The following is a 26,971-nucleotide window of genomic DNA, read 5'->3' as shown; positions in this document are numbered from 1 at the left end:
CCATGTGACCTGAAAGGGGGAAGTCTCATGCAGTATCATGCTTATAGCCGAACATCTGCATTGTTGTCTATTTTTCTACCGGCCGCGCTCATCTGTCTGTTTTTTCTCTGGTCTCTTTATACATTATTATCAGCAGGACCTGAGCCGCTTGCTGTATTAGGTGTATATACACTGCCGATTCTCATACTTTCTAGTATCACAGGACTGAACCAGCCGACACATGTCATCATTAGTGAAGATAAATTGAAGATAGGGGCTTTTGGCAGATGGCACACATATGCAGTGTCTGATATTAAAGGAAAGCTTTTTTTAAAGCCATATCCTCATATCGGGAAAGTCTATGTCAGGGTGGGGCCAGCCCGGATATTCGGAGGTCGTTACTGGATATCAAGTGAGATGAGTGAGTACAAGCAGCTTGTTCAAACGTTACAGGATTTTGCGAAGGGTGATGAAAAGGAGGATGCAACTACATGAAATCAGCTGTCTTTTATTCTTCAGAGGACATTCGGTATGAGGAGAGGAGCCTGCCAGTCATCGGTGATGATGAAGTTCTGTTAAAACTGCGTGCCTGCGGCTTATGCGGAACGGATATTTACAAAGCAACGCATGAGACAGTCCCTCCTGGAACGGTGCTAGGACATGAAATCGCTGGTGATATTGTCAAGACCGGCAAGCATGTGACACATGTCCAAACGGGGGACAGGGTATATGTGGCGCATCATGTGCCTTGTTTCACCTGTGACTTTTGTCAAAAGGGGTTCTATACGATGTGTCCGCAGTTTGCAGCCACAAATGTAGAGCCGGGTGGATTTTCAGAATATATCCGTGTACCTGCCTTGCATGTCAAGCACACGATGGGCAAGCTTCCGAAAGACGTATCGTATGAGCAAGGAGCGATGGTTGAACCGGTTGCCTGCTGCCTGCACGGATTTGAACGAGCACCTGTTCATCCGGGAGATTCAGTCTTGATCCTTGGCGCAGGGCAAATTGGCTGTATTCAATTACAGCTCGCCAAATATTATTTGGCTGGGAAAGTGATGATAACAGATGTGAATGAAAACAGACTTCTGAAAGCGAGGAGTTTAGGTGCAAACGCCGCTTTTCATCCAGCATCTGAGCCGGTGGAAAATCGGGTGATGAAAGAAACAGATGGAAAGGGAGCGGATCTTGTCATTATTTCTGTTGGGAGCAGTGCGCTTTTAAAACAGGCGTTTCAGGCTGTAGCGCGAGGCGGCACGATTTTGGTATTTGCTCATTTTCCAAAGGGGGATGTGGGCATTCCTGCTGAACGATTTTTCAATGATGAAGTGAAGGTAGTAGGAGCGTATTCCTCGCATCCATATCACTATCGCGAAGCCCTTGAGCTTCTGAAAGCAAAAGTGGTCGACACTGAAAAGATGGTGACGCACCGTTATCCGTTAAGTGGGCTGCTTCAGGCGATTGAATGCGCGAGGCATCCTGAGGGTGAGAGTGTCAAAATCATGATGTATCCAGATGAATGAGGCGCACGAGATTGAAAGAGAAAGAGAAGTTCTTTGGAAAAGGGCTTTGCCTTTCTCTTTTTTCTGATAAAAAATGAGAACGCTTAAAAATGAGAGAGAAATGCTTGACTTCAATTACACTTAAACGTATGATAATTACAAATGTAACATATAAGAACAAATGTAAAGGGGAGAGAAGAAATGCAAAAACAAATCACTTTGCCTGAACAGATTAGTCATGAGAAATTAGCAGATTTATATAAACAAATGTGGTTAGTGAGATATTTTGATGAAAAGGTCGATCAATTTTTTGCAAAAGGACTTATCCATGGAACCACTCATTTGTGTGTTGGACAGGAAGCGTCAGCTGTTGGATCGATTGCTGTGTTAAAGGATAAGGATAAAATTGTCAGCACACACCGTGGACATGGTCACTGTATTGCAAAAGGGGCCGAGGTCAATAAAATGATGGCTGAATTATTTGGACGTGAAACCGGCTATTGCAAAGGTAAAGGCGGCTCAATGCATATCGCGGACTTAGAAAAAGGAAATCTTGGGGCAAATGGAATCGTTGGCGGAGGTATCCCGCTGGCAACAGGTGCGGCGCTCACATCTAAGATGAAGCAGGAAGGCTTTGTTGTTCTTTGTTTCTTCGGAGATGGTGCGACAAATGAAGGCAGCTTCCATGAAGCATTAAACCTTGCCTCCATTTGGGATTTGCCAGTTGTGTTTATTTGTGAAAACAACCAGTACGGCATGTCTGGCCCTGTGAAAGAAATGATCAACATTGAAGACATTTCAACAAGAGCAGAAAGCTACGGAATGCCAGGAAAAACGGTTGATGGTAATGACATGGTCGAAATTATGAACACAGTAGATGAAGCAGTTAGCCGTGCAAGAGCTGGAGAAGGTCCATCTCTTATTGAAATGAAAACGTATCGCTGGAAGGGCCACTCTAAGAGTGACGCGAAAAAATACCGTACACGTGAAGAAGAGACAGAGTGGAGACAAAAAGATGGAATCAAACGCTTTAAGTCTCTCTTAATTGAACTGAATGTTTTGACAGAAGAGCAGGCAGCAGGCTTACAGGAAGAAGCGAAGCAGGAAATTGAAGCGTCTGTAGAATTCGCCAAAAACAGTAAAGAACCGTCAATCGACACACTATTAGAGGATGTATACGCCTAATTAGGAGGGGAATCACGTGACAAAAACAACAGTGAGAGAGATTTCATATTTAGAAGCCGTTCGAGAGGCTATGAGTCAGGAAATGAGAGAAAACCAAGATGTATTCATTTTAGGTGAGGATATCGGCGTATATGGAGGTGCTTTTGGGGTTACGCGCGGCATGATTGAAGAATTTGGTCCAGAGCGCGTACGCAATACACCCATCTCAGAAGCTGCCATCGCAGGAGGCGCAGTTGGAGCGGCTTTAACCGGCATGCGTCCGATTTTAGAACTTCAATTCTCTGACTTTATTACAATCGCAATGGATCAGCTTGTGAACCAGGCAGCCAAAACACGATACATGTTTGGCGGAAAAGGAAAGGTGCCGCTTGTTGTCAGAACACCAGCAGGATCAGGAACGGGTGCAGCGGCGCAGCACTCACAAAGTTTAGAAGCGTGGATGGCGCATATTCCGGGATTAAAAGTGGTTCAGCCTTCAACAGCCTATGATGCAAAAGGACTTTTAAAAGCGGCAATGGATGATGACAACCCTGTCATTTTCTATGAGCATAAGCTTTTATATAAAACCATTGGAGAAGTGCCTGAAGAGCAATATTCGATTCCTCTAGGGAAAGCAGATGTGAAGAGAAGCGGGAAGGATGTCACGATTGTAGCAACAGCCATTATGGTACACAAAGCGTTAGAAGCGGCGAAGGAATTAGAAGCAGAGGGAATCGATGTCGAAATCATTGACCCAAGAACGCTCGTCCCATTAGATGAAGAAACCATTATCGAATCTGTAAAGAAAACAGGCAAATGTATCGTGGTTCATGAAGCGGTAAAACGAGGCGGCTACGGCGGAGAGATTGCAAGTATGATAGCGGAAAGTGACGCCTTTGATTACTTAGATGCTCCAATTAAACGACTTGGCGGTCTTGCGGTACCAATACCATACAACCCGACACTGGAAAAAGCGGTCATTCCACAAGTGCCAGATATTATTGAAGCAGCAAAAGAGCTTGTACGCTCTTAAATAAAGGGGAGAAGATCATGCCAAAAGAGATATTTATGCCGAAGCTAAGCAGTACGATGGAGATCGGAACCTTGCTTCAATGGTTTAAAGAAGAAGGAGATTCGGTTGAAATCGGTGAGCCTCTTTTTGAAATTATGACAGACAAGATCAATATTGAAGTGGAAGCCTATGATGATGGCATTTTTCTAAAGAAATATTATGAAGCCGATGATCAAATTCCAGTCAATGCTGTCATTGGCTACATCGGCGAGGCAAATGAACAGGTGCCAAGCGAACCGCCAGCACAGGCAGATGGAGAATCTTCTGAAGACAGCGGAACATCATCACCATCTGAATCAGCTGTATCTGCTGAAGTGGAAACGACATCAGGTGAAAAAGTACGTGCCACGCCTGCGGCTAGAAAAACGGCAAAGGATCATCATGTGGCGATTCATGAGGTAACTGGCACAGGACCAAAAGGTAGAGTTCAAAAGCGGGACGTCGAGGCGGCAGTCCATTCGGGTGAGACAGATCAACGCGTGTCACCGCTTGCAGAAAAAGTCGCTGCTCGTGAAGGAATCGATTTAGCGAATGTTACTGGATCAGGCGCTCACGGAAAAATCATGAAGAGTGATGTGACGGCAGCAACTGCACAAACAGCAGGCACTGCTCCAGTGAAAACACAAAAACTAGCTGGCATGAGAAAAGTGATCGCTGATCGCATGTCACAAAGTGCCTTTACAGCACCGCACGTTACATTAACAAGTGAAATCGATATGACAAAAGCGAAAGAAGTGCGCAAACAGCTATTGCCAGCGATTGAAAAAGAGACAGGCTACAGACTGTCGTTTACAGAAATTATTATTCATGCGGTCAGCAACGTACTCACGCGCCACCCGCACATCAATATGACATTTGAACAAAATGAGCTCCATTTCCATGACGATGTACACATTGGCCTCGCTGTTGCTGTGAAAGACGGCTTAATGGTTCCAGTCATCTCTCATGCGAATGAAAAAGGATTAAAACAGCTGACAAAAGAGGCAAAAGAAATTGGCCGAAATGCACGTGACCAAAAGCTGCTGCCAGACCAGCTGAAAGGGTCCACTTTTACCATTAGTAACTTAGGTATGTATGCCATTGATACCTTTACCCCAATTATTAATCAGCCAGAAGTGGCGATCTTAGGGGTTGGGCGCATTCAAGAAAAACCTGTTGTGGTAGATGGAGAAATTCAGGTGCGGCCAATGATGGGTGTGAGTTTATCGTTTGATCACCGAGTGGTAGATGGCGCACCAGCGGCTGCCTTTTTAACAGACCTTAAAAAAGTGCTTGAACAACCATTTGAATTGCTAATGTAGGAGATGAATCGGATGACGAAAACGTATGATCTGACAGTCATTGGCGGAGGGCCTGGCGGGTATACTGCCGCCCTTCAAGCAGCTGAGCGTGGACGGAAGGTCGCATTGATTGAAGAGGATTTTCTTGGCGGTACTTGTTTAAATCGGGGCTGCATTCCTTCGAAGACACTGCTCAAACATGCAGAAGTCATTGAATCAATTGAAAAGGCGAAAAGCTGGGGAATCGAAACAGGTGACATGATCCTTTCCTTCGATAAAATGAGAAAGCGCAAAGATGACGTCATTGAAAAGCTCAGGGGCGGAATTGCCTTTTTATTAAAGCAAGGAAAGATTGATGTATATAACGGCAGAGGTACTGCTGTAACAAAGCACCGGATTGAGATTGAAAAACAAGAAGGTTCAGAATCAATTGAAACGAAAGAGCTTATCATTGCCACTGGATCTTCACCTGCCATTCCGCCAATACCGGGGCTTAAAGACATTCAATTTGATACAAGTGATACGATCTTTGACATTCCAGATATTCCTGCTTCTGTCGTCATCATTGGCGGCGGTGTCATTGGACTTGAGCTGGCTTGTATTTTCCAAAGTCTTCAATCAAAAGTCACCATTATTGAAGCGGCTCCATCGATTATTCCGCAAGAGGACGAGGAAGCATCTAAGCTCTTAGAAAGAGAATTAAAGAAAAAAGGCATCCATATCGCGAAGAAAACCACTGTGACCGAGGTGACAGAAAGCGAAGGAGTCAAAGCGGTTCATGCAACAGACGATAAAGGAGAAACGCACATCTTTACGGCGGAAAGATTGCTTGTTTGTGTAGGAAGAAAACCGAATGTATCAGCTGTCAGCGAGCTTGACCTTCAGCTGGATGGTCCGTTTATCAAGGTGAACGATCAGATGCAGACAAGTGCGGAAGGTGTTTATGCAGTTGGCGATGTTGCCGGCGGTTATCAGCTGGCTCATGCGGCAATGGCAGAGGCAGCTGTTGCGGTCAGTAACATTTGCGGTGTATCTGAAAAAATGAATGCTGATGTCATGCCTAGATGTATTTATACATTACCAGAGGTAGCAAGTGTCGGTCTGACTGAGAAAGAGGCAAAAGCCAAAGGACTTAACGTACGGGCGGAACGATTTGATTTAGCGGCAAGCGGTAAAGCACTAGCGGCAGGTGATCAAACAGGCTTTATTAAATTGGTATACGATACAGCTTATGGTGAAGTGATTGGTGCGACGATGGTTGGTCCGCACGTTACAGAAATGATTTCAGAAGCTTCCTCATTTATGTATTTAGAAGGAACAGCAGAAGAGATGGCGAAAATGATTCATCCTCATCCGACCATCTCAGAAGGTTTTTATGAAGCAGCTCTTGATATCGTGAGCAAGCTGAGAAAATAAACGCCAAACAAGGGATAGGGAGGAGATGCATGTGCACGTCCAGCTTCATCAGAAAGCGGCACTTGTGACAGGTAGCACAGATGGGTTTGGAGAAGCCATCTGCCTGGCTTTAGCCCGGGCAGGTGCACATGTTTTTTTGCACACATTTCATGACGAATCAAAGGCTAAAACCATTCGTGAAGACATTCAAAAAATGGGCGGTCAAGCAAGTATCATCAAGAACCCGCTAGAAACACCGCGCGATGCCACGCAGATGCTAAGGCAAGTCATTGATACATGCGGTAAACTAGATATTTTGGTCAATCAAGCAGAGCAAGGAGCAGGCGCACAGCTTGATGACGATAGTCCCAATGAGTGGGTGGAAGAAGTGGAATCGGTTGTGAATACAGTCTTTCTTTCCAGTCAAGCCGCCGTATGGCATATGGTTGATCAGAAGCAAGGCTGCATCATTAACATATCGTCTTCAGGCAGTATAACAGGAGATGGCGGAATTTCACATGCTACATCGAACTCTATGCTAAATGCCATGACAAAAGGGTTAGCAAGAGAATTTAAAGACAAAGGTATCCGGGTGCTTGCGCTGTTGCCGCCGCCTCTCGATTTGGTTCCTGATACAGAGCAAATCAAGGAGACTGTGGCCCATATGACGGTGTTCCTAAGTACATCGTATGGCGCATTTACAGATGGCGCAGCGATTATGCTTGATGGGGGTGAGAGCGCTGGCTAATAATCAAAAACCAGTTCTCATCGTTGGCGGAGCCCAAGGGATCGGAAAAGAAATTGCTGAGCGTTTTTTAAAAGAAGGGCACCCGGTCGCCGTGTCAGATATAAATAAAGAAGGACTTTTGCTTTTAAAGAAACAGCATCCTCAGCTGCTGACGTTTCAAGCTGACGTTTCATCGTGGGAAAGTGTTCAGCAGATGATATCAGCAGCTGAAAGGGAGCTGGGGGGCATTGCTCACCTTGTGTATTCAGCAGGGATGACAAAATCACTTCCTTTTTTAGAAGTCGATTTTTCACTTTGGAAAAAGACACTGGCTGTGAACTTATATGGTCTTTATTATTGCATTAAAGCGTTGGCACCCTATATATGTGAGCGGCAAGAAGGGAGTATTGTCATCATTGGATCGGGATCTGCAATTACTGGCTCAGGCGGCGGTATTCAGTATTATGCATCAAAAGCAGGTGCTTTTGGTCTGATGCGTTCACTCGTAAAGGAACTAGGCTCGCATCATATCCGCATCAATGTGATTGCCCCGCGCGTGATTGAATCTCAAATGCTTGATACGCTATATCCTACTGAAGAGAGGAAACAGCAGCTGCAATCACTTATTCCCATCGGCAGATTAGGAAAGCCTGGGGATATCGCAGGACTGACTTTATTTCTCACACGTGACGAGGGAAGTTATGTGCACGGGCAAATTATCCTGTTAGACGGCGGGAGAACGTATCAGCCGAAATATACTGAGGGAAAAAGAGCGGAGAATTAATCGCTCTTTTTGTCATTTTCATAACAATTGTTCCAATTGGAAACGAATGTTTGGTATACTGGTAATCATAGTATATTAAAAGGATGATGTCACATGCTGAATTGGGAAGAAAGACGGCAGCTCGTCAAAGTTGCTCATCTTTATTATACAGACGGGTGGACGCAGCAGGAAATTGCAAAAAAGCTCAATGTCTCAAGACCAGTCATTTCAAAGCTCTTACAAAAAGCAAAAGATGTGGGAATCGTTGAAGTGTACATTAAAGACGAAAGTATTCATACGGTGGAGCTGGAAAAGCAGCTAGAAACAACCTTTCAATTAACAGATGCGGTCGTTGTCCCAAGTGTTGGAACGATGTCTGAGATGGTGAAACGGGCAGTCGGTCAAGCAGGTGCTTACTATCTCTCTAAAAACATGAAAGATGCTGAGAAAATCGGCATTTCATGGGGGACGACGCTTGCTGAGCTTGTAAAGGAATACCCGTTTGAACGAAGAAACGATGTGAAGGTCATTCCATTAGAGGGCGGAATGGGCAGACAGGCCGTCGACATTCATGCGAATCAGCTGGCATATGAGCTGGCAAAGAAGATGAATGGTACATGTTCCTATTTGTATGCCCCTGCGATTTTAGAAACAGAAGAATTAAAAGAGCGGCTTATGGCGATGCAGGACATTGAAGCTGTGCTTGAAGAAGGCAAAAATGTGGATATTGCCCTCATCGGAATAGGCAACCCGCATAAAGGCTCAACTTTAAAAACAGTCGGTTATTTAAAAGAAGAGGATTTATCTGGTTTAAGGCAATCAGGGGCTGTCGGTGATATTGGTTTTCGTTTCTTTGACGGAGAAGGAAAACCCGTCCAAGATGAACTGAACCAAAAGGTCATTGGATTATCACTGGAACAATTAAAGAGCGTCAAAACGGTCATTGCGGTTGTAGAAGGAACCCATAAAGCTGAAAGTATTTTAGGGGCATTGAATGGCGGCTTTATCCAAGTCTTGGTGACAGACGAACTGACAGCGGCAGCTATTTTAAAGGAAGCATCTGTCCAATAAACGACAGGCAGCGATCGAATGGTATAGAAAAGAGCAACATCAAACGAGAAAGGAGCTGTGTATCTTGAAGAAAACCGAAATGGAAGCAAACCTACACTGTACTCGGTGCCAAGAAGAGACCCTCCACAGCATCGTTTATGTGAATGATCAGATGAAAAGCGTTGAGTGTACAGAATGCCATCAGAAGATCAGTGTGCAAGTCGACATCATGAAGGAATTTTACAAAGAGGTATATGAAAAAATAGCAACAAAGCCGAAGCGGATGACGCAGGAATATAAGGCGAATTTGAATGGATTTATCTCAAGACTCCCAATCCGCGTGCTGAGTAAGCCATACCGTCTCATGAGATATTTAAACGAATCATACAAAGTGATCAAGCAATATAAAAAGTAAAGCAGAGCAAGGTTTAGCGCTCTGCTTTTTTTTGTGTGTTTTTCATATAATAATAAATTGGCAGTCCAGCCAACCCGATCAGTATAGAGATGAGGCAGCTTTTCCAATCGGTGATCATGGTGCTGATTAAGACGAATAAAGAGCCGATAATCGCAATGATCGGTGTCAGCGGGTAAAGTGGCACACTATAAGCACGCTCCATTCCACTATTTTGTTTTCTCAGCTTAAAGACGGCGAAAAAGGCCATGACATAAAAGATGTAGATCATGAAAATTGACACCTCAGACAGCTTCTCTGGATTACTGACGATCATAAACACAATGGCGATTAGAATTTGCACAAATACAGCGATCCAAGGTGTTTTGAAAGTAGGGTGAATACGTGAAATCGCATTGGCAAATGGAATTTGTTTTCGTTCTGCCATTGCAAAAATCACCCGAGGGAATGAAAGAACCTTTCCGTTCAAACAACCAAAGATACTAATGATGATCCCAATACTAATGATTTTACCGCCAATTGGCCCAAAGAGCATTGTAGCGGCGGTGCTTGTCGCATTTTCACCGAGCTGGACGATTTGATCAGCTGGCAAGACGTGTAAAAGTGCGACATTAATAAAGAGGTAACAAGCCGTCACAATTAAAATCCCGCCTGCCATCGCACGAGGAAGCAGTTTCTCTGGGTTTTTCATTTCACCGCCAAGCGCAGCAAGTAAAATCCAGCCATCATAGGCAAACAACGTAGCTAAAATCGCTGCACCGAAGTTCATTTGAGCAATACTATCGTTGACAGCCATAAAGATGTTTTCGTTTCCTTTCCATAAGCCAAACACAATAATAGCGGCAATCGGGACAAGCTTTCCAATGGTGGTCAGCCCTTGCACAAATCCACCGTATTTCGTTCCCATCACGTTGATGACACATAAAAATAAAACGGTCATAATGCCAATCGTTGTAGACCATAAAGAAGAAAGAGAAAATAAATTGGCTAATAATGAACCAAAATAAAGACCAAGCGCACCAATGATGGCAGGCCCGTAAATAATAATCTGCACCCAGCCGCATAAGTAGCCCCAAAATTCACCGTACACCTCTTCAAGATAGGCGTACAATCCGCCGGTTCGCGGGATTTGTGTACCAATTTCAGCAACAGTCAGTCCGCCTGCAAGGGTTAAGATTCCACCTAACAGCCAAGCGAATAATGCGATGTCTGAGCTTCCAGAATAGGAAAGGACGTTGCCTGGCTTCATAAAGACGCCGGACCCAATAATGGTTCCGATGACAAGAGATAGGGCAAAAAATAAGCCGATGTCTTGTTTTAACGCGGGTTGTTCTTTGTTCATTCCACACGACCTCCTGCATCACTTTCGTACGTTACTGTGACATGTATTTTGTTCATTGTAATACGATTTTAGGAAAACAAGAATTAAAAAAATTTTCTGATTTTCGTATTTGTATTTAAAAGTGTTCGTTTATTGGAGATATTAGGGTGAAAGGTATTTAAAAGACGAACGATAGTAGATTATTTTTGGTCTAATGTTAATTTAATCGCTAGAAACCGAACATCTCATAAACGTGCAGTCAAAAGGTTGACTTTTCTTGAAAAATGACCTATTTTATTCATAAGGATATTATCTTGAATTCGAGATATTTTGAAATAGGAGTGAAAATAATGAAAATCAATGGGATTCACCACGTATCAGCATTAACAGCCAATGCTCAAAAAAATGTAGATTTCTACCGCCAAATCCTTGGCTTGAAACTTGTAAAGAAAACAGTTAATCAGGATGACCCATCAATGTATCATTTATTTTATGGAGATGAGGTTGCTTCACCAGGAACAGAGCTTACATTCTTTGAAATTCCAATGCTTGCCCGCCGTTTGGAAGGGACAAATGCGATCACACGCACAGGTCTTCTTGTTTCATCTGAAGAGGCACTTTCTTTTTGGGAAAAGCGCTTTGAAGAAAAAGGCGTGCAGCAAGAAATAGCTTCCTTGAGAGGCGGGAGACCTGCCTTGCGCTTTAAAGATCCAGAAGGGCAGCAGCTATTTTTAACAGTAGAACCGAATGCACAAGAGGCAGGCTCACCGCCAGTGCATGGCGATATTCCGGCAGAGTTTGCAATTAGAGGTCTGGGGCCAGTTGAATTAACCGTTGCAGAAGCGGACAAAACGATCCGTGTTTTAACAGACATCCTTGGCTTCACCGAAAGAGCGCGTGAACAATCGAATGATGGTGAGATCGTGACTATTTTTGAGTCAGGAAATGGCGGGGCTGGAACAGAAATTCATGTGATTGAAAAAGCAGAGGGACCTTCTGAGCGTTCCGGCAGAGGCAGTGTGCATCACGTCGCCTTTCGCGTAGAGGATGCAGAGGAGCTGGAAAAATGGTATGACAAAATATCAAAAGCAGGCTTCACGAACTCTGGTGTTGTGGAACGCTTCTACTTTAAAGCCCTTTACTTTAGAGAGCCGAATGGTATTTTATTTGAAATTTCAACAGATGGTCCTGGGTTTACAGTCGATGAAGGGGTGGATGAACTTGGCGATCAATTAGCCCTTCCGCCATTCTTAGAGCATAAACGAGCAGAAATTGAACAAAGATTAACGCCAATTCAGTCTTCATAACAAAAAGCAGCTCACTGAGCTGCTTTCAGCATGTAGACAAATCCTCGCATTCGTTGTCAGGTCTGCGTTCCAGTGCTCACGAATGTCAAATTCGCTCCGCACCGGTGCTCGCCCTTCCTAGACTGCAAAGGTTTTCTATCATGCTGAAAAGAAGACAAAGGGCTAAAATAAAGATCATTTTAGCCCTTTGTCAACAATTTGAAAGCAGCTCATTGAGCTGCTTTTTTTATTAGGAACTGACCTGCTTAGATTCAGATTGTGTTAATGTGACCCTTTTTGTTTCTTCTTTTCCGTTTCGAATGAGGGTGATGTTCACGGTGTCTCCTACTTTTGCATTCGTGTAAAGCTCATGACGTAATTCACTTCCGGTTTTGATTTGTTTCCCATTGATGGCAGTAATGACATCCTCTGACTTTAAGCCAGCTTTGGCGGCAGGTGAGCCTGCAGCGATTTCTTTGACGTACACGCCTTGATCGAGCTGACTGCTTTTGAGTCCGAGTGTTTCTTTCTGATACACATCTGGGACTTGTTCAAGGTCCAGCATGCTGATACCGATATATGGCCGCTCAATTTTCCCTTTTGCAAGAAGCTGTTCAGCGATTGGTTTGACATCATTGATTGGGAGCGCAAATCCAATGCCTTCAACACCTGTTTCGGAAATTTTCATGCTTGTGATCCCCACAACCTTTCCGTCTGTTGTAAGAAGCGGGCCGCCGCTGTTCCCTGGGTTAATGGCTGCATCTGTTTGAATGACATTAATGCTGCTTTCACCTGCTGATGTGTCCATAGAGACTGTTCGATCGACCCCGCTGACAATTCCTTGTGTCACCGTTCTTGATAGGTCTTCACCAAGCGGGTTTCCGATTGCAATGACAGTTTCCCCGGCACGAAGTGAGGAGGAATTACCTAATGTCGCAACCTTCGTCACATGACTGCTGCTAATTTCTACAACGGCTAGATCAGTGAGCGGATCAGCTCCAACTAGTTTTCCTTCAATGGTTTGACCATCGTGTAAGGAAACGGTTAATTTATTTGCTCCTTCAATGACGTGGTTGTTTGTTAATACATAAGCTTTACTGCCGGACTTTTTGAAAATGACCCCTGAGCCTGTACCGGTCTTTTCCTCTTGACTGCTTTTGTTTTGCTGGGATTCATCAAAGGGTGTATTGAAATCGCCAAAGCTTGTATCTGTTTGACTTTGTGCTTGATAGTTTGTAATACCGACAATAGCGGGTGAGACATTTTCGACCATGCTGGAAATGCTGCTGGATGAATTTGATGTTTGGACAGCTGTTGTTTTTGATGAATTGTCACTTGTGTTATTTGTCGATACGGCTGCTGTTTTCGTTGACGAATCATTTGCTGTATTGTTTAATGGGTGCTGGGCATATGGCGAAAGAACGTAGACCCCTAACGCTAATGTCCCGCCCACAACGCCGCTGACAAATGGCTTAAACCAGCCGCTTCGTTTCTTCTTGTGTGTTTGCGGCTGTTCCATTGTTTGCTGTTCATGAGACGTTTGTTTTTCATCATTGTGATGTGTCATTCGAATCACTCTCTTTCATTTATTTTTCATGTGTGTGTTTAAGGTGTTGTACTGTATGTGATGGATACTAACTTGATGGTAAGAAAAAAGTGTGGGATAAAAATGAAAACATTGTGGGAAATTGTTAAAATAAGTAGTGAATTTAAGCAAAATAGAGGAGATTAAACTGTGGAGATAATCGGAATTATTGGATATGGAAGCATGGCTGATATGATGGTACAAAAGTGGCTGGAAAAAGGAGTGCTAGATGCCCGTCAAATAATGATTCATACAAGAAGTGAAACGGAGAGGCTGCAACAGCTCAAAGAAAAATATCAAGAAATACACATCTGTTCATTAGAGGAACTATCTGCGTCATGTGATGTATTGTTTGTGTGCGTGCCACCACTTGCTGTACTTGATGTTCTGGATCAGCTGCCTTCTGTAGCGAGAGCGGTACATATTGTGTCAGTAGCAGCAGCTGTGACATTAGAAAAGTTAACAAAGCATACGACTCAACCAGTATCCAGATACATCCCAACGCTCACGTCAGCTGTAGGAACTGGCGTATCCCTTGTTGCACATGGTGAAACTGTAGGACCTGAGGATCAAGAGCGTTTGCACCGCCTGCTTTCAGCTTTTAGCATCGTCCGAGAAGTAGAGGAAGACCGGTTTGATGCTGCGAGCAATTTGACAAGCTCATCTCCTGGTTTTATCGCTGCGATTTTTGAAGAAATGGCGAAAGCGGCTGTAAGAAATAGTGAGCTTTCCTTAGAGGAAGCGTATGAATTTTTAACGTATGCCCTTTTAGGTACAGGGCAGGTTCTTGTAGAACGAGGCTTAACCTTTGCTGAAACCGTCGATAGAGTGGCAACAAAAGGTGGGATTACAGGAGAAGGTGCTGAGGTCATTCAAAAGCAGGCACCCCAAATGTTTGATGATTTATTTACACAAACCATGAAGAAATATGATCAGCTGAAATCGCAGATCAACGAAGCAGACAAACACCACTAAAGACATAGTTAGTGGTGTTTTATATGTAAAAAAAATCCTTTATTTGTTATTCTTTTGACCTGTAGTATCTGAGTCTATTTTCCTTATTTTTAGACATTGTATTGAAAAATCAATCAAGTTCTCATATAATTTTTTAGAAAATTTAGAAAAATATACACAAATTTTATGTTTAATTAAAGGGGGATGGGAATGAAGCTCTATCTATCTGTCGATATGGAGGGGATTACTGGTCTAGCTGATCATACATTTGTCGATTCGCGTCTGCACAACTATGAGCGGGGAAGGCATTTGATGACGAGTGAAGTAAATGCCTGTGTAGAGGCGCTTCTTCAGCATGGTGCAACCGATATTTTAGTGAATGACAGTCATTCTAAAATGAACAATCTTTTGATCGAAGAATTGCATGAGGAGGCAGTTCTCATATCAGGTGACGTAAAGCCTTATTCAATGGTGCAGGGATTGGATCAAACCTATGATGCAGCTGTTTTTTTAGGCTATCATGCAAGGGCATCCATGAAAGGTGTGATGTCGCACAGTATGATCTTTGGTGTCAGACATTTTTACATAAATGATCATCCGATTGGTGAAATGGGCTTTAATGCGTATGTTGCAGGCTACTATGGTGTTCCCGTGATACTTGTTTGCGGAGATGATCAAGCAGCACTTGAAGCAGAAAAGCTGATCCAAGGTGTGAAAACAGTAGCAGTGAAAGAGACGATATCAAGATCTGCTGTGAAATGCTTAACTCCTGCCAAAGTCAATCAACAAATCTCGCTGCAAGTGGAAGCTGCGATGAAACAGATTGATCAAATAAGGCCGCTGACGCCTCCTGATCAGCTGCTATTGAAGATTGAGTTTGCCAATTATGGACAAGCTGAATGGGCGAATTTAATGCCGGGTACTGCCATCATAGAAGGAACAACGACAGTGGCATACCAAGCTGACAATATATTAGAAGCCTATCAAGCGATGCTAGTCATGACAGAGCTTGCCGCACGGACAACATTTTGTTAAGTGAGGGGGAGACAGCAGATGGCCAGCTTTTTGCTCAAGCGTTTTATTGCGATGATTGCCACAATCTTAACGATTACGACTTTAACGTTTATTTTAATGAAGGTCATCCCAGGATCGCCTTTCAATGAAGAACGAAATACGAACGAAACCGTCCAGCGAAACCTCGAAAGCTACTATCACTTAGACGAACCACTCTATGTTCAATATGTCATCTATTTAAAATCGATTGTTACCTTTGATTTTGGTCCTTCCATTAAAAAGCCTTCTGAAAGTGTCAATGATCTATTGGCGAGAGGCTTCCCAGTCTCATTAGAACTAGGTCTTATCTCAATATTGATTGCTGTCATCTCCGGCATCCTGCTAGGGGTCATGGCTGCCCTCCGGCATAATGGTTTGATTGATTACATCGCCATGACCATTGCTGTTTTCGGTATTTCCATTCCAAACTTTATCTTTGCTACCTTATTAATTCAGCAGCTTGCTGTCAATTTGAAGCTCTTTCCTACAGCGATGTGGACAAGTCCTATGCATATGGTACTACCTACAATCGCCCTTGCTGTCGGCCCGATGGCCATTATCGCCAGACTAACGAGATCGAGCATGATTGAAGTGCTGTCGCAAGACTATATCCGTACTGCCAAAGCGAAAGGACTTTCTCCCTTTAAAATTGTATTTAAACATGCACTTCGGAATGCACTTTTACCCGTTGTGACCATTCTTGGAACACTTGTTGCAAGTATTTTAACAGGAAGTTTTGTCATTGAAAAAATATTTGCCATCCCAGGAATGGGAAAATACTTTGTCGAGAGCATTAACAACCGTGATTATCCTGTCATCATGGGAACCACTGTTTTTTACAGCATTATTTTAATCACACTTCTTTTCATTGTAGATGTGGCGTATCGTCTCCTTGATCCAAGGATTCAGCTGCATCAGAAAGGAGGAAAGGCATGAGCATGCATCTTCCCGATCAACCGAACCGGCATCATGAGGTGCCAGACGAATGGTTTTCTCCTCGAGAGCAAAAGAAAACGGAAGCCCATGCCATTAAAAGACCCTCTCTTTCATATTGGGCAGACACATGGAGACGGCTGAAGCAAAATAAGCTTGCGATGTTTAGTCTGTCGGTTCTGATGTTTCTTTTTGTCATGGCAGTCTTAGGCCCATTACTTGCGCCAAATAGTGTGACAGAGCAGCGCCTTTCTATGCAAAATCTGCCTCCATCAGCGGCTCATTGGTTCGGAACAGATGAGCTTGGACGAGATGTGTTCACACGTACATGGTATGGAGCCCGAATTTCGTTATTTGTCGGCGTCATGGCAGCCCTTATTGATTTTGCCATCGGCGTGATTTATGGGGGCATTGCCGGCTATAAGGGCGGGCGCTATGACCATGTCATGATGCGAATTGTCGAGGTGCTGTACGGTCTTCCTTATTTACTTGTCGTCATTTTATTGATGGTGCTCATGGGGCCGGGGCTTGTCACCATCATTGTAGCGCTCACTGTCACCGGATGGATTGGAATGGCAAGGATCGTGAGAGGTCAGGTGCTTCAGCTGAAAAGCCAGGAATATGTCCTTGCCTCAAAAACCTTTGGTGCAAAAAGCCTGCGGATCATTCGCCGCAACCTGCTGCCGAATACGATGGGACCGATTATTGTCCAGATGACCCTGACTGTGCCGACCGCGATATTTGCTGAAGCGTTTCTAAGCTTTCTCGGTTTAGGCATTCAAGCGCCGTTTGCAAGCTGGGGCGTCATGGCGAATGATGCCTTACCTACTGTGCTGTCAGACAATGGACATTGGTGGCGATTATTTTTTCCTGCATTTTTTATTTCACTCACGATGTTTTGCTTTAACAATTTAGGTGATGGCTTGCAAGATGCGCTTGATCCAAAGATGAAGAGGTGATGGCGCTTTGAAAAAAGTTCTACAAATCATCGATCTGCACGTCAGCTTTCGGACATACGGCGGTTCAGTTCATGCAGTGCGCGGAGTGAATATAGATGTATATGAAAATGAAACGCTTGCCATTGTGGGAGAATCAGGATGCGGGAAAAGTGTGACATCACAAAGCGTTATGAGGCTTCTGCCGGCATACAGCGCAAATATCGATCAGGGAGAAATCTGGTTCCAAGACCGCAACTTGCTGTCATTATCTGAAAAAGAAATGCGCGCCATACGAGGTGTCGATATCTCGATGATCTTCCAAGATCCGATGACCGCACTGAACCCCACCTTGACAATAGGGGATCAGCTGATGGAGGCGGCGAAGGAACATCAAAAGCTAACGAAAAAAGAAGTGAAAAAAGCCGCCATACAAATGCTTGATTTGGTCGGCATTCCACAGCCGGAGGAAAGATTAAAGCAATATCCGCACCAGTTCAGCGGGGGAATGAGGCAGCGGCTGATGATTGCAATGGCATTGATTTGCGAGCCGAAGGTGCTGATCGCAGATGAACCAACGACTGCACTGGATGTGACCATACAGGCACAAATTTTAGAGCTGTTTAAAGAGATTCAGAGGAAAACAGGTGTCACCATTATTTTAATCACACACGACTTAGGGGGCGTAGCCCAAGTTGCCGATCGGGTAGCAGTCATGTACGGAGGGAAAATGGTTGAAGTCGGAACAAGGCGAGATATTTTTTACAGTCCGCAGCACCCTTATACAAAAGGGCTCCTGCAATCTGTTCCTAGACTTGATATGAAAGATGAACTCATTCCCATTGAAGGCAGCCCGCCTGATTTATTTGCTCCACCAAAGGGCTGTCCTTATACCGATCGCTGCCCGGCTGCGATGAAAGTGTGTGATCATATCATGCCGTACGAAACGCAGCGTTCACCTACTCATACGGTGCATTGCTGGCTCCAGGATGAGCGAGCGAACCAAACGATTTTATCTTTAACACAAAGGGGGAGTTTTTCATGAGAAAAAAAGGGTGGATGATTAGTGTCTGTTTGTTCATCATTATGCTGCTTGCAGGATGTACAGCCAATGAGCAAGCAGGTAAAGGATCATCAAGCGATCAAGGTGCAAAGAAGGTGTTAACCTTAAATAACGAAAACGAACCTACGTCATTTGATCCGCCGATTGGTTTTAATAATGTATCGTGGCAAGGACTGAATAACTTAATGGAGGGTTTAACGAGGCTAAATGAAAAGCATGAGCCATCTCCTGCCATGGCGGAAAAATGGGAGATTTCAGGGGATGGGAAAACGTACACGTTTCATTTAAGAGATGGCATCAAGTGGTCGAATGGTGATCCGGTGAAAGCGAGTGATTTTGAATATGCGTGGAAGCGTCTGCTCGATCCGAAAACAGGCTCCTCTGCATCGTTTTTAGCCTACATGATTGAAGGCGGAGAGGCATTTAACAGCGGGAAAGGAAAGAAAGATGACGTAAAAGTAAGCGCTGAAAATGACAAAACGCTAAAGGTTACACTGGCATATCCGCAGAAGTCCTTCTTAAATATGACCGCAAACCCAGCCTTTTTTCCTATCAATGAGAAGGTAGCTGAGAAGGACCCAAACTGGGCAAAGGATGCCAAAACTTTTGTCGGGAATGGGCCGTTTCAGCTGACAGAATGGAAGCATGATGAGAGCTTCACCATGGAAAAAAGCGAGACGTATTGGGACAAAAAAACAGTCAAGCTGGATCAGGTGAAGTGGCTGATGATCAGTGATCGAAACACAGATTATCAAATGTATCAATCGGGAGATTTAGATACTGCCTTTGTCCCAGCGGAGCAAAGTGAAAATCTGTTGAAAAATAAAGATGTACAAATTGAAGATCAGGCTGGATTGTTCTTTTATCGTCTGAATGTGAACATGGAGCCTTTTCAAAATAAAAACATTCGCAAAGCCTTTCAAATGGCGATTAACCCGCAAGATATCGTCGATTATGTAACGAAGAATAAAGAAAAACCAGCTCGCGCCTTCGTATCACCGGGTATTCTAGATTCAAAGGGGGAAGATTTCAGAGAAGCTGGCGGAGACCTTGTCAAACATGATACAAGTGAGGCTGCGAAGCTATTAGAAAAAGGGCTGAAAGAAGAGAACTATTCGAAGCTACCGCCCGTCACATTAACATATAGTACAAAGCCAGAAAACAAGAAAAAAGCAGAAGCCATCCAGCAGCAATTAAAAGAAGCGTTAGGTGTAGACGTGAAGCTTGCAAACATGGAAGCGAATGTATTTGCAGAAGATCAAAAGGCGCTGAAATTCCAATTCTCGCAAAGTTCATTTTTAGCAGATTATGCAGATCCGATCAATTTCCTAGAGAGCTTTCAAACAGGGAATGCGATGAACCGGACTGGATGGTCAAACGACACCTATGATCAGCTGATTAAAAAGGCGAGTCAGGAAGCAGATGAACAAAAAAGAAACAGCATCCTTCATGAGGCAGAGGCACTTCTCATTGAAGAAGCACCGATCATTCCAATTCATTTTTATAACCAAGTTCATTTACAAAAAGAAGGCGTGAAGGGGATTGTCCGCCATCCCGTTGGGTATATCGATTTGAAATGGGCGCAAGTAGATGGAGAGTAGTAAATGAGAAACACGGACGCTTTGGAATAAAGCGTCTGTTCCTTTATTTGTTCATGTTATGGAGAAGTAGCCCATAGATTGAAAGAAACAAAGAGAAAGAGGGGATTGGCATGAACCAGCTGCCAGCGGCACTTCAAACAGGGGATACGGTGGGAATTATTGCACCAGCAAGCCCGCCTGATGAATTGAAATTAGCAAAAGGGATTGCCTTTTTAGAAAGCCTCGGGCTGAAGGTGAAAAAAGGGAAGTATCTTGACCACCGGTACGGTTATTTAGCAGGGCGTGATCATGAAAGAGTGGAAGATCTTCATGGCATGTTTCAAGATCCAGAAGTCAAAGCGGTTATTTGTGCCTGCGGAGGATACGGGACTGGAAGACTGGCAGAAGCCATTGACTATGACCTCATTCGCCGGAATCCAAAAATCTTTTGGGGTTATAGTGATATTACGTTTTTACATACGGCCATCCAGCAGCAGACCGGCCTAGTGACCTTTCATGGTCCAATGCTTTCCTCTGATGTGGGACTTGAAGAGGTCCATCCTTATACGAAGGATACTTTTTTGCAGCTGTTCACACCGAAAGCCTTTACGTATACGCATCATTTGTCACCTCTTCATACCTTCTACCCCGGCACCGCTTCAGGTGAGATTATAGGAGGGAATCTTGCCCTCCTCGTGACAACACTTGGTACACCCTTTGAAGTGGATACGAAGGGAAAACTTTTGTTTATTGAAGATATTGACGAAGAGCCTTATAAAATCGATCGAATGATGCAGCACCTTACCTCTGCTGGAAAATTGGATGATGCGGCTGGATTCATCATTGGAGATTTTCATCAATGCGAACCGAAAAAGAAAGACCAGTCCCTCACCTTGGAACAGCTCTGGGAAACCTATGTTGTGCCGCAAAAAAAACCTGCACTTGGCGGCTTTCGGATTGGGCATTCATCACCGAACTTTGCCATTCCGATGGGCGTGCAGGCTGCACTAGATGCGGCAGAAAAAAAACTACACATTTCTCCAGGTGTTGCAGCGAAAGAGGCGATCAAATGAAAATTGTGGATGTTCGTACATGCAGAACGAGTGTGCCGCTAAAAAAGCCTTTTAAAACCGCTTTAAGAACGGTGTATGACGCAGCATCTCTGATCGTCATCATCACATATGATCAAGGTGATGTCAGCTACGGAGAAGCAGTCCCCACCTCGGTGATTACAGGAGAAACACTGGAAAGCATTGACTATGCCATCTGTGAAGTAATCAGACCGATTTTGCTTGGGGCTTCCTTGACAGAGTATGAACAAATCTTTTCCGCTATGACCCGCGTGCTCGCATACAACACAAGCGCAAAGGCAGCGATTGATATGGCCCTTTATGATGGCTTAGCGAAGCAGGCAGGGCTTCCGCTTTATCAATACCTTGGCGGATATCGTCATCAGCTCGAAACCGACTATACGGTCAGTGTAAACCGGCCGCTTGAGATGGCAGAAGATGCGAAGCAATACGCAGCTGAAGGATTTCAGACGTTGAAAATTAAAGTAGGAAAAGATGACATACACACGGATATTCAGCGGATCAAGCGGATTCGAGAAAAAGTCGGGCCAGATATTCAGATCAGGCTCGACGCAAACCAGGGCTGGACGTGGAAGGAAGCGATCATCGCCATTCGAAAAATGGAAGCGATGAATATCGAATTAGTAGAACAGCCAGTGCCAAAAGAAGATATTGAAGGACTGCGCCGTGTGACGGAAGCAACCGATACATTGATTATGGCAGACGAAAGCATTTTCAGTTTCCATGATGCAATCAAAGTGCTTGAAACGAGAAGCTGTGATCTGATCAATTTAAAATTAATGAAATCAGGCGGCATAAAAGAAGCATTAAAAATCAATGCCCTAGCCGAAGCGTACGGGGTAAAGTGCATGGTTGGAAGTATGATTGAGTCAAAGCTTGGCATTACAGCAGCCGCACATTTCGCCGCAAGCCAGCCGAATATCACCCGCTGCGATTTTGATGCCCCGCTTATGTTGAAAGAGGACATGATAGACGGAGGAATCGTGTACAAAGGAAAAGATATATTTTTACCACTGCATCATGGGTTAGGCATTCAAGGTGTGAAAGGAGTCTCGTGATGATATATGAATCAAAGGTTCCGGTCGCTAACATATGGACAACGCCGCAGTCGCCGAGAGACATCGATCGAAAGGTACTTCAGGATTCCATCAACATCAACGAGTGGATTGACGAGCAAACATATGAAGAAAAATTGGCTCTATGTGAAGAAAATTTGATCCAATCGCAAGTATTGCTTGGCGAACGAGTGATTGGATTAGAAGAGGCGGATGGCTGGGTGAAAGTCGTCATTCCGCAGCAAGCCAGCCGGAAACACCCGCAAGGCTACCCTGGCTATATACCTGCGAAACAATTAAAGCAAGTAACAGAGGAAAGTGCGTCCGCTGCATCTCTTATCGTTTATCAGAAAAAAGCCATCCTATATCAAAACGGGGAACCAGATAGGGAGATTAGTTTTTTAACAGAGCTGGCAGCAGCCAAAGAAACAGATGATCAATTTCATGTTGTGACCCCAGTAGGTATGAGAGAAATCAACAAAGCGGATGTGCGCCCGGTTTCGCAAGCTTTCTCTGCAACTGGCAAAGATGTCGTAGACGCAGGAAAGCAATTTATTGGTCTTTCGTATTTATGGGGAGGCATGAGCAGTTTTGGATATGATTGTTCAGGGTTTGCTTACAGCATGTACAAAGCATGTGGATATCTTTTACCGAGAGACGCAAGTGACCAAGCAGTTCAGGGAACTCCGGTGACATCAAGCCATTTAGAACCAGGCGACTTGCTGTTTTTTGCAAATGAAAACGGAAAGGGAGCGGTCCGCCATGTAGGGATCTACGCTGGGGACGGGAAGATGCTTCATTCGCCTAAAACCGGCAGACAAATTGAGCTTCTTGCCCTTTTTGGTACTTCGTATGAAAAGGAATGGGCAGGTGCAAGGCGGTATTTACCAAGCTAGAGGAGGAGCGATCATGGCAGTTGAACCACTTTTACAAGTAAACAACCTCAAAAAACATTTTCATCTATCTAAAGGGAGAACCTTAAAAGCGCTGGATGGCGTCTCTTTTCAGCTGAAACAAGGTGAAACCTTTGGTCTCGTTGGTGAGTCTGGCTGCGGAAAATCGACACTTGGGAAAGTGCTCATGCGTCTTTATGAACCAACAGACGGTGAAGCCTTATATGAAGGAAAAAGTCTTCATCACCTTTCTAAAAAAGATTCATTTGATTTCAACCGGCAAATTCAAATGGTGTTTCAAGATCCGTATTCCTCCTTAAATCCGAGGCTGTCTGTAAAAGATATTATGCTGGAGCCAATGGAAATTCATCAGCTTTATGGCAGTCAAAAGAAAAGGATTGCCCGTGTGAAAGAACTGCTCGAAGCGGTAGGACTAAGCTATGACTTTGCCACCCGCTATCCGCACGAATTTAGCGGAGGGCAGAGGCAGAGAATCGGCATTGCAAGAGCACTTGCCTTAGCGCCCAAGTTTATTGTGGCAGATGAGCCGATTTCTGCACTAGACGTCTCCGTTCAAGCGCAGGTTGTGAATCTGCTTAAGAAACTGCAAAAAGAGGAAGGGTTAACATTCCTCTTTATTGCACATGATTTGTCGATGGTGAAATATATTAGCGACCGGATCGGTGTTATGTATTTAGGTCATCTCGTCGAATTAACGAGCAGTGATGCCTTATATCAAACACCACTTCACCCATATACACAAGCCCTGCTGTCTGCTATTCCCATTCCAGATCCTGACGTAGAGGACAAACGCAAAAGGTTTATTTTAAAAGGAGAAATTCCAAGTCCAGTGAACCCGCCAAGCGGCTGTGTATTTCGAACAAGATGTCCTGCAGCGATGGATGTGTGTGCGGAAAAAAAGCCAGCATTGCAAGCAGTGGAGGAAGGACATGAAGTCGCCTGTCATTTATATGATAGAAAATAAGACAAGCCATAAAAAGCCAGCAAGTAGACAAGCTGTTCTACATGCTGGCTTTTTTAGTGGATGAACGCCGAATCGGCAATGTGCAGCATCTGAAAGAGCCGCCAGATTTAATGATTTCAGAAAAGTCCACTTCAATGACGGTATACCCGTGAGCGGTTAATGCAGCATTAGTTTGTTGATTGATGGACAAGCTGATCACTTTTTTCTGCCCAATGGATAAAACATTTGGTCCAAGTGTGAATTGCTCATGTTCACTTATTTCAATCAGATCATAATGCGTTTTGAGCAGCTGGAGATCCTTTTTCTTGAACGCTTCAGGATAAATGAGTATCTCATTTGGAGACAGAATGTTCATCACACAATCGAGATGCAAAATGTGAGGAGGAAGGTGAATAGGAATAATGTCGTGATTCGGCAATTCTTTTTTGAGCTGATGGATGGCGGCTGGACTGGTTCTTTTGCTCGTTCCAACAAATACACGAGTTTGATCCACAAGCACATCGCCGCCTTCAATCGTTCCGTCTGTCAGGGTGACGACTGACCAACCGTTTGCTTGTGCCCACTCTTTAAGGCATTGTTCTTCCCCTTGCCGAACCTGAGCGGCCATGCTTGAAACAAAGAGTGTATGTCCAATCGTAAATCCAATATCCCGGGTGAAGACTTGCTCAGGGAAGCGTTCATTCGCAGGGAGCAGGATGGGTTGTACTTGATGATCCTTTAGTGTCTGGATCAATTGTTTATGCTGAGCAACTGCTTTCATTTGAGAAATATTTTCTTGTGCAAAATGTTTCTGTGTTTCGTTAATAATTTGTTTGATTTCCATATAAATAGGACTGCATAAAAGGACTTCATGTAAATCGTCATATTCATTCATGCACTGCGGCATCTTGTAAACTTGCTCTGCTCTCATCGAATCCATTAAATGGCCTCCTTGTTCGTTCATAGTTCTATTATTCCTCGTTCTCGTCATGGTTGAAACATTTCCGAAAGAAAATCTCTCACATGAGACTAAAGCAAAAAGTTTAGACAAACCTAAAAGAATAGTGTTTAATAAAAGTCGTTCCGCATCCAAGAAAACAGCAAGAAGGAGCTATGATGATGAGTGAAGAAAATTTCAAATACTGCAAGGAATCGAAAGTTGTCAAAACCAGCAGGGTATTCCCTCTCGATACGAATAACCACCAAACCTTATTTGGCGGAAAATTAATGAGTTATATAGATGACATTGCCTCCATCTCGGCAGCTAGACACAGCCGCAGTGAAACAGTCACAGCTTCAATGGATTCTGTTGACTTTTTAGAGCCAATTGGGCAAAAGGAGTCCGTATGCTTGGAATCCTATGTGACATGGGTCGGCACGTCTTCTATGGAAGTGTTCGTTAAAGTCATTAAAGAAAATTTGATGTCGGGAGAACGCAGACTTGCAGCAACTTCATTTTTGACATTTGTCTCGTTAGATGAAGACGGGAAGCCTAAACGAGTCCCGCAAGTGATGCCGGAAACAGAGGAAGAGATCATGCTTCATCAAACAGCGAAGCAGCGGGCAGAAGAAAGAAAAAGCCGCCGAAAGCATAGTAAAGCGCTGGCTGACGCACTTGGCACAGATAAACCATGGGCGTAAAAATCACCCTTTTTAGCGGTGATTTTTTTCTGGTACAGTATCTTGCATGACAAGATAGTGTGTGGTAAGATGATGCTATCTTGTGATGCAAGATACTGGAATCGGAGGAACAATGATGACAACATCCACACAAATGCTAAAAGGAATTTTAGAAGGCTGCCTGCTATCGATCATTTCTGAAGGCGAGATTTATGGGTATGAAATGACGAAGAAGCTCGCGCATTATGGATTTGATCAAATTAGTGAAGGAAGTATTTACCCGATTCTGCTGCGTATGCAGAAGGAACAGCTGGTGACCACTGTTACAAAAGCATCAGCAAGCGGGCCAAAAAGAAAATACTATACGCTCACACAAGCCGGGGAACAAGCGCTCACAGCATTTATTGCCCGCTGGAGTGAGCTTTCAAAGAATGTAAACCGCTTATTACAAAAAGGGAAGTGAGATTATGGTATCAAAAGAAACGCGACACATCCTATTAGAACTGCAACTTTATCTCATATCAAAGGGGAAAAATGAGGACGAAATTGATGAGCTGATGGATGAACTGACAACACATGCTGTTGAGGCTGAGAAAGACGGGAAAACAGGGGAGGATGTGTTTGGCGGAGATCCGCGAAGCTATGCTGATGAACTCGCACAAGAGCTGTCAGGACATCATAAAGACTGGGTTCCATTCGTCAGTGCTTTCTTAATTGGGTCACTTTTTTACATGATTTTATCAGATGCAATCAGCCAAAACTTATCCTATTCTTGGTTTGCTTTGATTGGATATCCGCTCGTTTTAGTGGCCAATGTCATCATGATCATTGTGATGTTTAGAGCGTCTGCCTTTCAGACAAGCCGCCGGACATTTCTCTATTTTTGGATCTTAGGAATCTTTCAGCTAACTTCAATGGTCACTATCAAATTGTTGGATCAAAAACTCGGTACACCACTACTTGTCCTTACTTCAGGACAAAGATGGGGCGTCATCTTGCTTATGCTGCTATGTATCATTGTTTTTAATGCGATCTTAAAGGCGAATGTCTTTTCATTGATTCCGATCATCTTTTTCGGACCGCAGCTCATTTTCGAATGGATTGGCTGGACATCACCAAGCGTGCTTCTGCTACAAAGTCTATTATCTATCGTCATCTTAATATTCCTAATGCTCATGGTCCTGCGCCGGGCAAACAAGAAAAATGAAAAAACGATGTAGCACATCCTATCCGGTGTGCTTTTCTTTTTCTAAAAAAATGTAGAATTGGAATCGTGTTTATCATTACAATGGGG

The 26,971-nt window shown here is 44.0% G+C and carries 27 protein-coding genes; 24 read left to right on the top strand and 3 right to left on the bottom strand.

What is annotated here, in order from left to right:
* Positions 1-27 precede the first annotated feature (27 nt).
* The 10 genes from AKG37_RS14010 (at position 28) to AKG37_RS13965 (ending at position 9,347) form a co-directional block, all read left to right on the top strand.
* The gene (locus AKG37_RS14010; protein ID WP_060699353.1) at positions 28-474 is read left to right on the top strand and encodes a hypothetical protein; all 447 of its coding nucleotides are present in this window, start codon (positions 28-30) and stop codon (positions 472-474) included.
* The gene (locus AKG37_RS14005) at positions 471-1,502 is read left to right on the top strand and encodes an alcohol dehydrogenase catalytic domain-containing protein (RefSeq protein ID WP_060699352.1); all 1,032 of its coding nucleotides are present in this window, start codon (positions 471-473) and stop codon (positions 1,500-1,502) included. Before AKG37_RS14010 ends, AKG37_RS14005 begins: the two co-directional genes overlap by 4 nt.
* 180 nt (positions 1,503-1,682) lie before the next feature.
* Complete coding sequence (pdhA, locus tag AKG37_RS14000; protein WP_060699351.1) at positions 1,683-2,666, top strand: pyruvate dehydrogenase (acetyl-transferring) E1 component subunit alpha; 984 nt, start codon at positions 1,683-1,685, stop codon at positions 2,664-2,666.
* Positions 2,667-2,697: 31 nt separating this feature from the next.
* Positions 2,698-3,678: an alpha-ketoacid dehydrogenase subunit beta gene (locus AKG37_RS13995; protein WP_034667744.1), complete on the top strand. Its 981-nt coding sequence runs from the start codon at positions 2,698-2,700 to the stop codon at positions 3,676-3,678.
* Positions 3,679-3,695: 17 nt separating this feature from the next.
* Complete coding sequence (locus AKG37_RS13990) at positions 3,696-5,018, top strand: dihydrolipoamide acetyltransferase family protein (protein ID WP_060699350.1); 1,323 nt, start codon at positions 3,696-3,698, stop codon at positions 5,016-5,018.
* Between the two features lie 12 nt (positions 5,019-5,030).
* Entirely contained in the window at positions 5,031-6,413 is a 1,383-nt protein-coding gene (gene lpdA / locus AKG37_RS13985) for a dihydrolipoyl dehydrogenase (RefSeq protein ID WP_060699349.1), read from the top strand.
* A gap of 25 nt (positions 6,414-6,438) precedes the next feature.
* Positions 6,439-7,140 carry an SDR family NAD(P)-dependent oxidoreductase gene (locus tag AKG37_RS13980; RefSeq protein ID WP_237697763.1) on the top strand — a complete coding sequence of 234 codons (702 nt, stop codon included), beginning with the start codon at positions 6,439-6,441 and terminating at the stop codon, positions 7,138-7,140.
* Positions 7,118-7,903 (top strand): SDR family NAD(P)-dependent oxidoreductase, encoded by a 786-nt coding sequence (locus AKG37_RS13975; protein WP_060699347.1) that lies wholly within the window; start codon positions 7,118-7,120, stop codon positions 7,901-7,903. The genes AKG37_RS13980 and AKG37_RS13975 overlap by 23 nt, the downstream gene beginning before the upstream one ends.
* A 93-nt stretch (positions 7,904-7,996) precedes the next feature.
* A complete protein-coding gene (locus AKG37_RS13970; RefSeq protein WP_060699346.1) occupies positions 7,997-8,953 on the top strand; it encodes a sugar-binding transcriptional regulator in 957 nt (318 codons plus the stop codon).
* A 64-nt stretch (positions 8,954-9,017) separates the two neighbouring features.
* On the top strand, positions 9,018-9,347 hold the full coding sequence (locus AKG37_RS13965; RefSeq protein WP_008358910.1) for a hypothetical protein: 330 nt from the start codon (positions 9,018-9,020) through the stop codon (positions 9,345-9,347).
* 13 nt (positions 9,348-9,360) lie between these two features.
* On the opposite strand, the gene AKG37_RS13960 is transcribed toward AKG37_RS13965, so the two are convergent.
* On the bottom strand, positions 9,361-10,686 hold the full coding sequence (locus AKG37_RS13960) for an APC family permease (RefSeq protein ID WP_060699345.1): 1,326 nt from the start codon (positions 10,684-10,686) through the stop codon (positions 9,361-9,363).
* A gap of 329 nt (positions 10,687-11,015) precedes the next feature.
* On the opposite strand from AKG37_RS13960, the gene AKG37_RS13955 reads away from it, so the two are divergent.
* Positions 11,016-11,972: a ring-cleaving dioxygenase gene (locus AKG37_RS13955; RefSeq protein WP_060699344.1), complete on the top strand. Its 957-nt coding sequence runs from the start codon at positions 11,016-11,018 to the stop codon at positions 11,970-11,972.
* Between the two features lie 229 nt (positions 11,973-12,201).
* Here AKG37_RS13955 and AKG37_RS13950 read toward each other — a convergent pair whose 3' ends face one another.
* Positions 12,202-13,518, bottom strand: coding sequence for a S1C family serine protease (locus tag AKG37_RS13950; protein ID WP_060699343.1), 1,317 nt, complete (start codon positions 13,516-13,518; stop codon positions 12,202-12,204).
* 168 nt (positions 13,519-13,686) lie between these two features.
* On the opposite strand from AKG37_RS13950, the gene proG reads away from it, so the two are divergent.
* The 10 genes from proG (at position 13,687) to AKG37_RS13900 (ending at position 24,078) form a co-directional block, all read left to right on the top strand.
* Positions 13,687-14,511: a pyrroline-5-carboxylate reductase ProG gene (gene proG / locus AKG37_RS13945; protein ID WP_060699342.1), complete on the top strand. Its 825-nt coding sequence runs from the start codon at positions 13,687-13,689 to the stop codon at positions 14,509-14,511.
* 189 nt (positions 14,512-14,700) lie between these two features.
* Positions 14,701-15,525 (top strand): M55 family metallopeptidase, encoded by an 825-nt coding sequence (locus AKG37_RS13940; RefSeq protein ID WP_060699341.1) that lies wholly within the window; start codon positions 14,701-14,703, stop codon positions 15,523-15,525.
* A gap of 18 nt (positions 15,526-15,543) precedes the next feature.
* The gene (locus AKG37_RS13935) at positions 15,544-16,479 is read left to right on the top strand and encodes an ABC transporter permease (protein ID WP_041116384.1); all 936 of its coding nucleotides are present in this window, start codon (positions 15,544-15,546) and stop codon (positions 16,477-16,479) included.
* Positions 16,476-17,435, top strand: coding sequence for an ABC transporter permease (locus AKG37_RS13930; RefSeq protein ID WP_078061025.1), 960 nt, complete (start codon positions 16,476-16,478; stop codon positions 17,433-17,435). Before AKG37_RS13935 ends, AKG37_RS13930 begins: the two co-directional genes overlap by 4 nt.
* 7 nt (positions 17,436-17,442) lie before the next feature.
* Positions 17,443-18,456 carry an ABC transporter ATP-binding protein gene (locus AKG37_RS13925; protein WP_060699340.1) on the top strand — a complete coding sequence of 338 codons (1,014 nt, stop codon included), beginning with the start codon at positions 17,443-17,445 and terminating at the stop codon, positions 18,454-18,456.
* Positions 18,453-20,075 (top strand): peptide ABC transporter substrate-binding protein, encoded by a 1,623-nt coding sequence (locus AKG37_RS13920; RefSeq protein ID WP_060699339.1) that lies wholly within the window; start codon positions 18,453-18,455, stop codon positions 20,073-20,075. Before AKG37_RS13925 ends, AKG37_RS13920 begins: the two co-directional genes overlap by 4 nt.
* A gap of 110 nt (positions 20,076-20,185) precedes the next feature.
* The gene (locus AKG37_RS13915; protein ID WP_060699338.1) at positions 20,186-21,127 is read left to right on the top strand and encodes a S66 peptidase family protein; all 942 of its coding nucleotides are present in this window, start codon (positions 20,186-20,188) and stop codon (positions 21,125-21,127) included.
* The gene (locus tag AKG37_RS13910) at positions 21,124-22,203 is read left to right on the top strand and encodes a mandelate racemase/muconate lactonizing enzyme family protein (protein ID WP_060699337.1); all 1,080 of its coding nucleotides are present in this window, start codon (positions 21,124-21,126) and stop codon (positions 22,201-22,203) included. The genes AKG37_RS13915 and AKG37_RS13910 overlap by 4 nt, the downstream gene beginning before the upstream one ends.
* A complete protein-coding gene (locus tag AKG37_RS13905; protein ID WP_060699336.1) occupies positions 22,203-23,096 on the top strand; it encodes a C40 family peptidase in 894 nt (297 codons plus the stop codon). Before AKG37_RS13910 ends, AKG37_RS13905 begins: the two co-directional genes overlap by 1 nt.
* A gap of 13 nt (positions 23,097-23,109) precedes the next feature.
* Positions 23,110-24,078, top strand: a complete 969-nt coding sequence (locus AKG37_RS13900; protein ID WP_060699335.1) for an ABC transporter ATP-binding protein — start codon at positions 23,110-23,112, stop codon at positions 24,076-24,078.
* A gap of 37 nt (positions 24,079-24,115) precedes the next feature.
* Here the strand turns inward: AKG37_RS13900 and AKG37_RS13895 are convergent, their stop codons facing one another.
* Positions 24,116-24,997: a dimethylarginine dimethylaminohydrolase family protein gene (locus AKG37_RS13895; protein ID WP_060699334.1), complete on the bottom strand. Its 882-nt coding sequence runs from the start codon at positions 24,995-24,997 to the stop codon at positions 24,116-24,118.
* Between the two features lie 179 nt (positions 24,998-25,176).
* Between AKG37_RS13895 and AKG37_RS13890 the strand changes: the two genes are divergently transcribed.
* From AKG37_RS13890 to AKG37_RS13880, 3 genes are all read left to right on the top strand, one after another.
* On the top strand, positions 25,177-25,698 hold the full coding sequence (locus tag AKG37_RS13890) for an acyl-CoA thioesterase (RefSeq protein ID WP_060699333.1): 522 nt from the start codon (positions 25,177-25,179) through the stop codon (positions 25,696-25,698).
* A 115-nt stretch (positions 25,699-25,813) separates the two neighbouring features.
* Entirely contained in the window at positions 25,814-26,140 is a 327-nt protein-coding gene (locus AKG37_RS13885; RefSeq protein ID WP_060699332.1) for a PadR family transcriptional regulator, read from the top strand.
* A gap of 4 nt (positions 26,141-26,144) precedes the next feature.
* Complete coding sequence (locus tag AKG37_RS13880) at positions 26,145-26,897, top strand: HAAS domain-containing protein (RefSeq protein ID WP_060699331.1); 753 nt, start codon at positions 26,145-26,147, stop codon at positions 26,895-26,897.
* Positions 26,898-26,971: the final 74 nt, after the last annotated feature.

Origin of the sequence: Bacillus australimaris (assembly GCF_001307105.1) — a bacterium.
Classification (GTDB): domain Bacteria; phylum Bacillota; class Bacilli; order Bacillales; family Bacillaceae; genus Bacillus; species Bacillus australimaris.
Note: the sequence above shows the minus strand (reverse complement) of the source record. Positions and strands in the feature narration are given on the sequence as shown.

Bases quoted from the DNA above. Each gene is read 5' to 3' on its own strand.
- AKG37_RS14010 (WP_060699353.1), top strand. From the start codon at position 28: ATGCAGTATCATGCTTATAGCCGAACATCTGCATTGTTGTCTATTTTT.
- AKG37_RS14005 (WP_060699352.1), top strand. From the start codon at position 471: ATGAAATCAGCTGTCTTTTATTCTTCAGAGGACATTCGGTATGAGGAG.
- pdhA (WP_060699351.1), top strand. From the start codon at position 1,683: ATGCAAAAACAAATCACTTTGCCTGAACAGATTAGTCATGAGAAATTA.
- AKG37_RS13990 (WP_060699350.1), top strand. From the start codon at position 3,696: ATGCCAAAAGAGATATTTATGCCGAAGCTAAGCAGTACGATGGAGATC.
- lpdA (WP_060699349.1), top strand. From the start codon at position 5,031: ATGACGAAAACGTATGATCTGACAGTCATTGGCGGAGGGCCTGGCGGG.
- AKG37_RS13980 (WP_237697763.1), top strand. From the start codon at position 6,439: ATGCATGTGCACGTCCAGCTTCATCAGAAAGCGGCACTTGTGACAGGT.
- AKG37_RS13975 (WP_060699347.1), top strand. From the start codon at position 7,118: ATGGGGGTGAGAGCGCTGGCTAATAATCAAAAACCAGTTCTCATCGTT.
- AKG37_RS13970 (WP_060699346.1), top strand. From the start codon at position 7,997: ATGCTGAATTGGGAAGAAAGACGGCAGCTCGTCAAAGTTGCTCATCTT.
- AKG37_RS13960 (WP_060699345.1), bottom strand. From the start codon at position 10,686: ATGAACAAAGAACAACCCGCGTTAAAACAAGACATCGGCTTATTTTTT.
- AKG37_RS13955 (WP_060699344.1), top strand. From the start codon at position 11,016: ATGAAAATCAATGGGATTCACCACGTATCAGCATTAACAGCCAATGCT.
- AKG37_RS13950 (WP_060699343.1), bottom strand. From the start codon at position 13,518: ATGACACATCACAATGATGAAAAACAAACGTCTCATGAACAGCAAACA.
- AKG37_RS13940 (WP_060699341.1), top strand. From the start codon at position 14,701: ATGAAGCTCTATCTATCTGTCGATATGGAGGGGATTACTGGTCTAGCT.
- AKG37_RS13935 (WP_041116384.1), top strand. From the start codon at position 15,544: ATGGCCAGCTTTTTGCTCAAGCGTTTTATTGCGATGATTGCCACAATC.
- AKG37_RS13930 (WP_078061025.1), top strand. From the start codon at position 16,476: ATGAGCATGCATCTTCCCGATCAACCGAACCGGCATCATGAGGTGCCA.
- AKG37_RS13920 (WP_060699339.1), top strand. From the start codon at position 18,453: ATGAGAAAAAAAGGGTGGATGATTAGTGTCTGTTTGTTCATCATTATG.
- AKG37_RS13915 (WP_060699338.1), top strand. From the start codon at position 20,186: ATGAACCAGCTGCCAGCGGCACTTCAAACAGGGGATACGGTGGGAATT.
- AKG37_RS13910 (WP_060699337.1), top strand. From the start codon at position 21,124: ATGAAAATTGTGGATGTTCGTACATGCAGAACGAGTGTGCCGCTAAAA.
- AKG37_RS13905 (WP_060699336.1), top strand. From the start codon at position 22,203: ATGATATATGAATCAAAGGTTCCGGTCGCTAACATATGGACAACGCCG.
- AKG37_RS13900 (WP_060699335.1), top strand. From the start codon at position 23,110: ATGGCAGTTGAACCACTTTTACAAGTAAACAACCTCAAAAAACATTTT.
- AKG37_RS13895 (WP_060699334.1), bottom strand. From the start codon at position 24,997: ATGGATTCGATGAGAGCAGAGCAAGTTTACAAGATGCCGCAGTGCATG.
- AKG37_RS13890 (WP_060699333.1), top strand. From the start codon at position 25,177: ATGAGTGAAGAAAATTTCAAATACTGCAAGGAATCGAAAGTTGTCAAA.
- AKG37_RS13885 (WP_060699332.1), top strand. From the start codon at position 25,814: ATGACAACATCCACACAAATGCTAAAAGGAATTTTAGAAGGCTGCCTG.
- AKG37_RS13880 (WP_060699331.1), top strand. From the start codon at position 26,145: ATGGTATCAAAAGAAACGCGACACATCCTATTAGAACTGCAACTTTAT.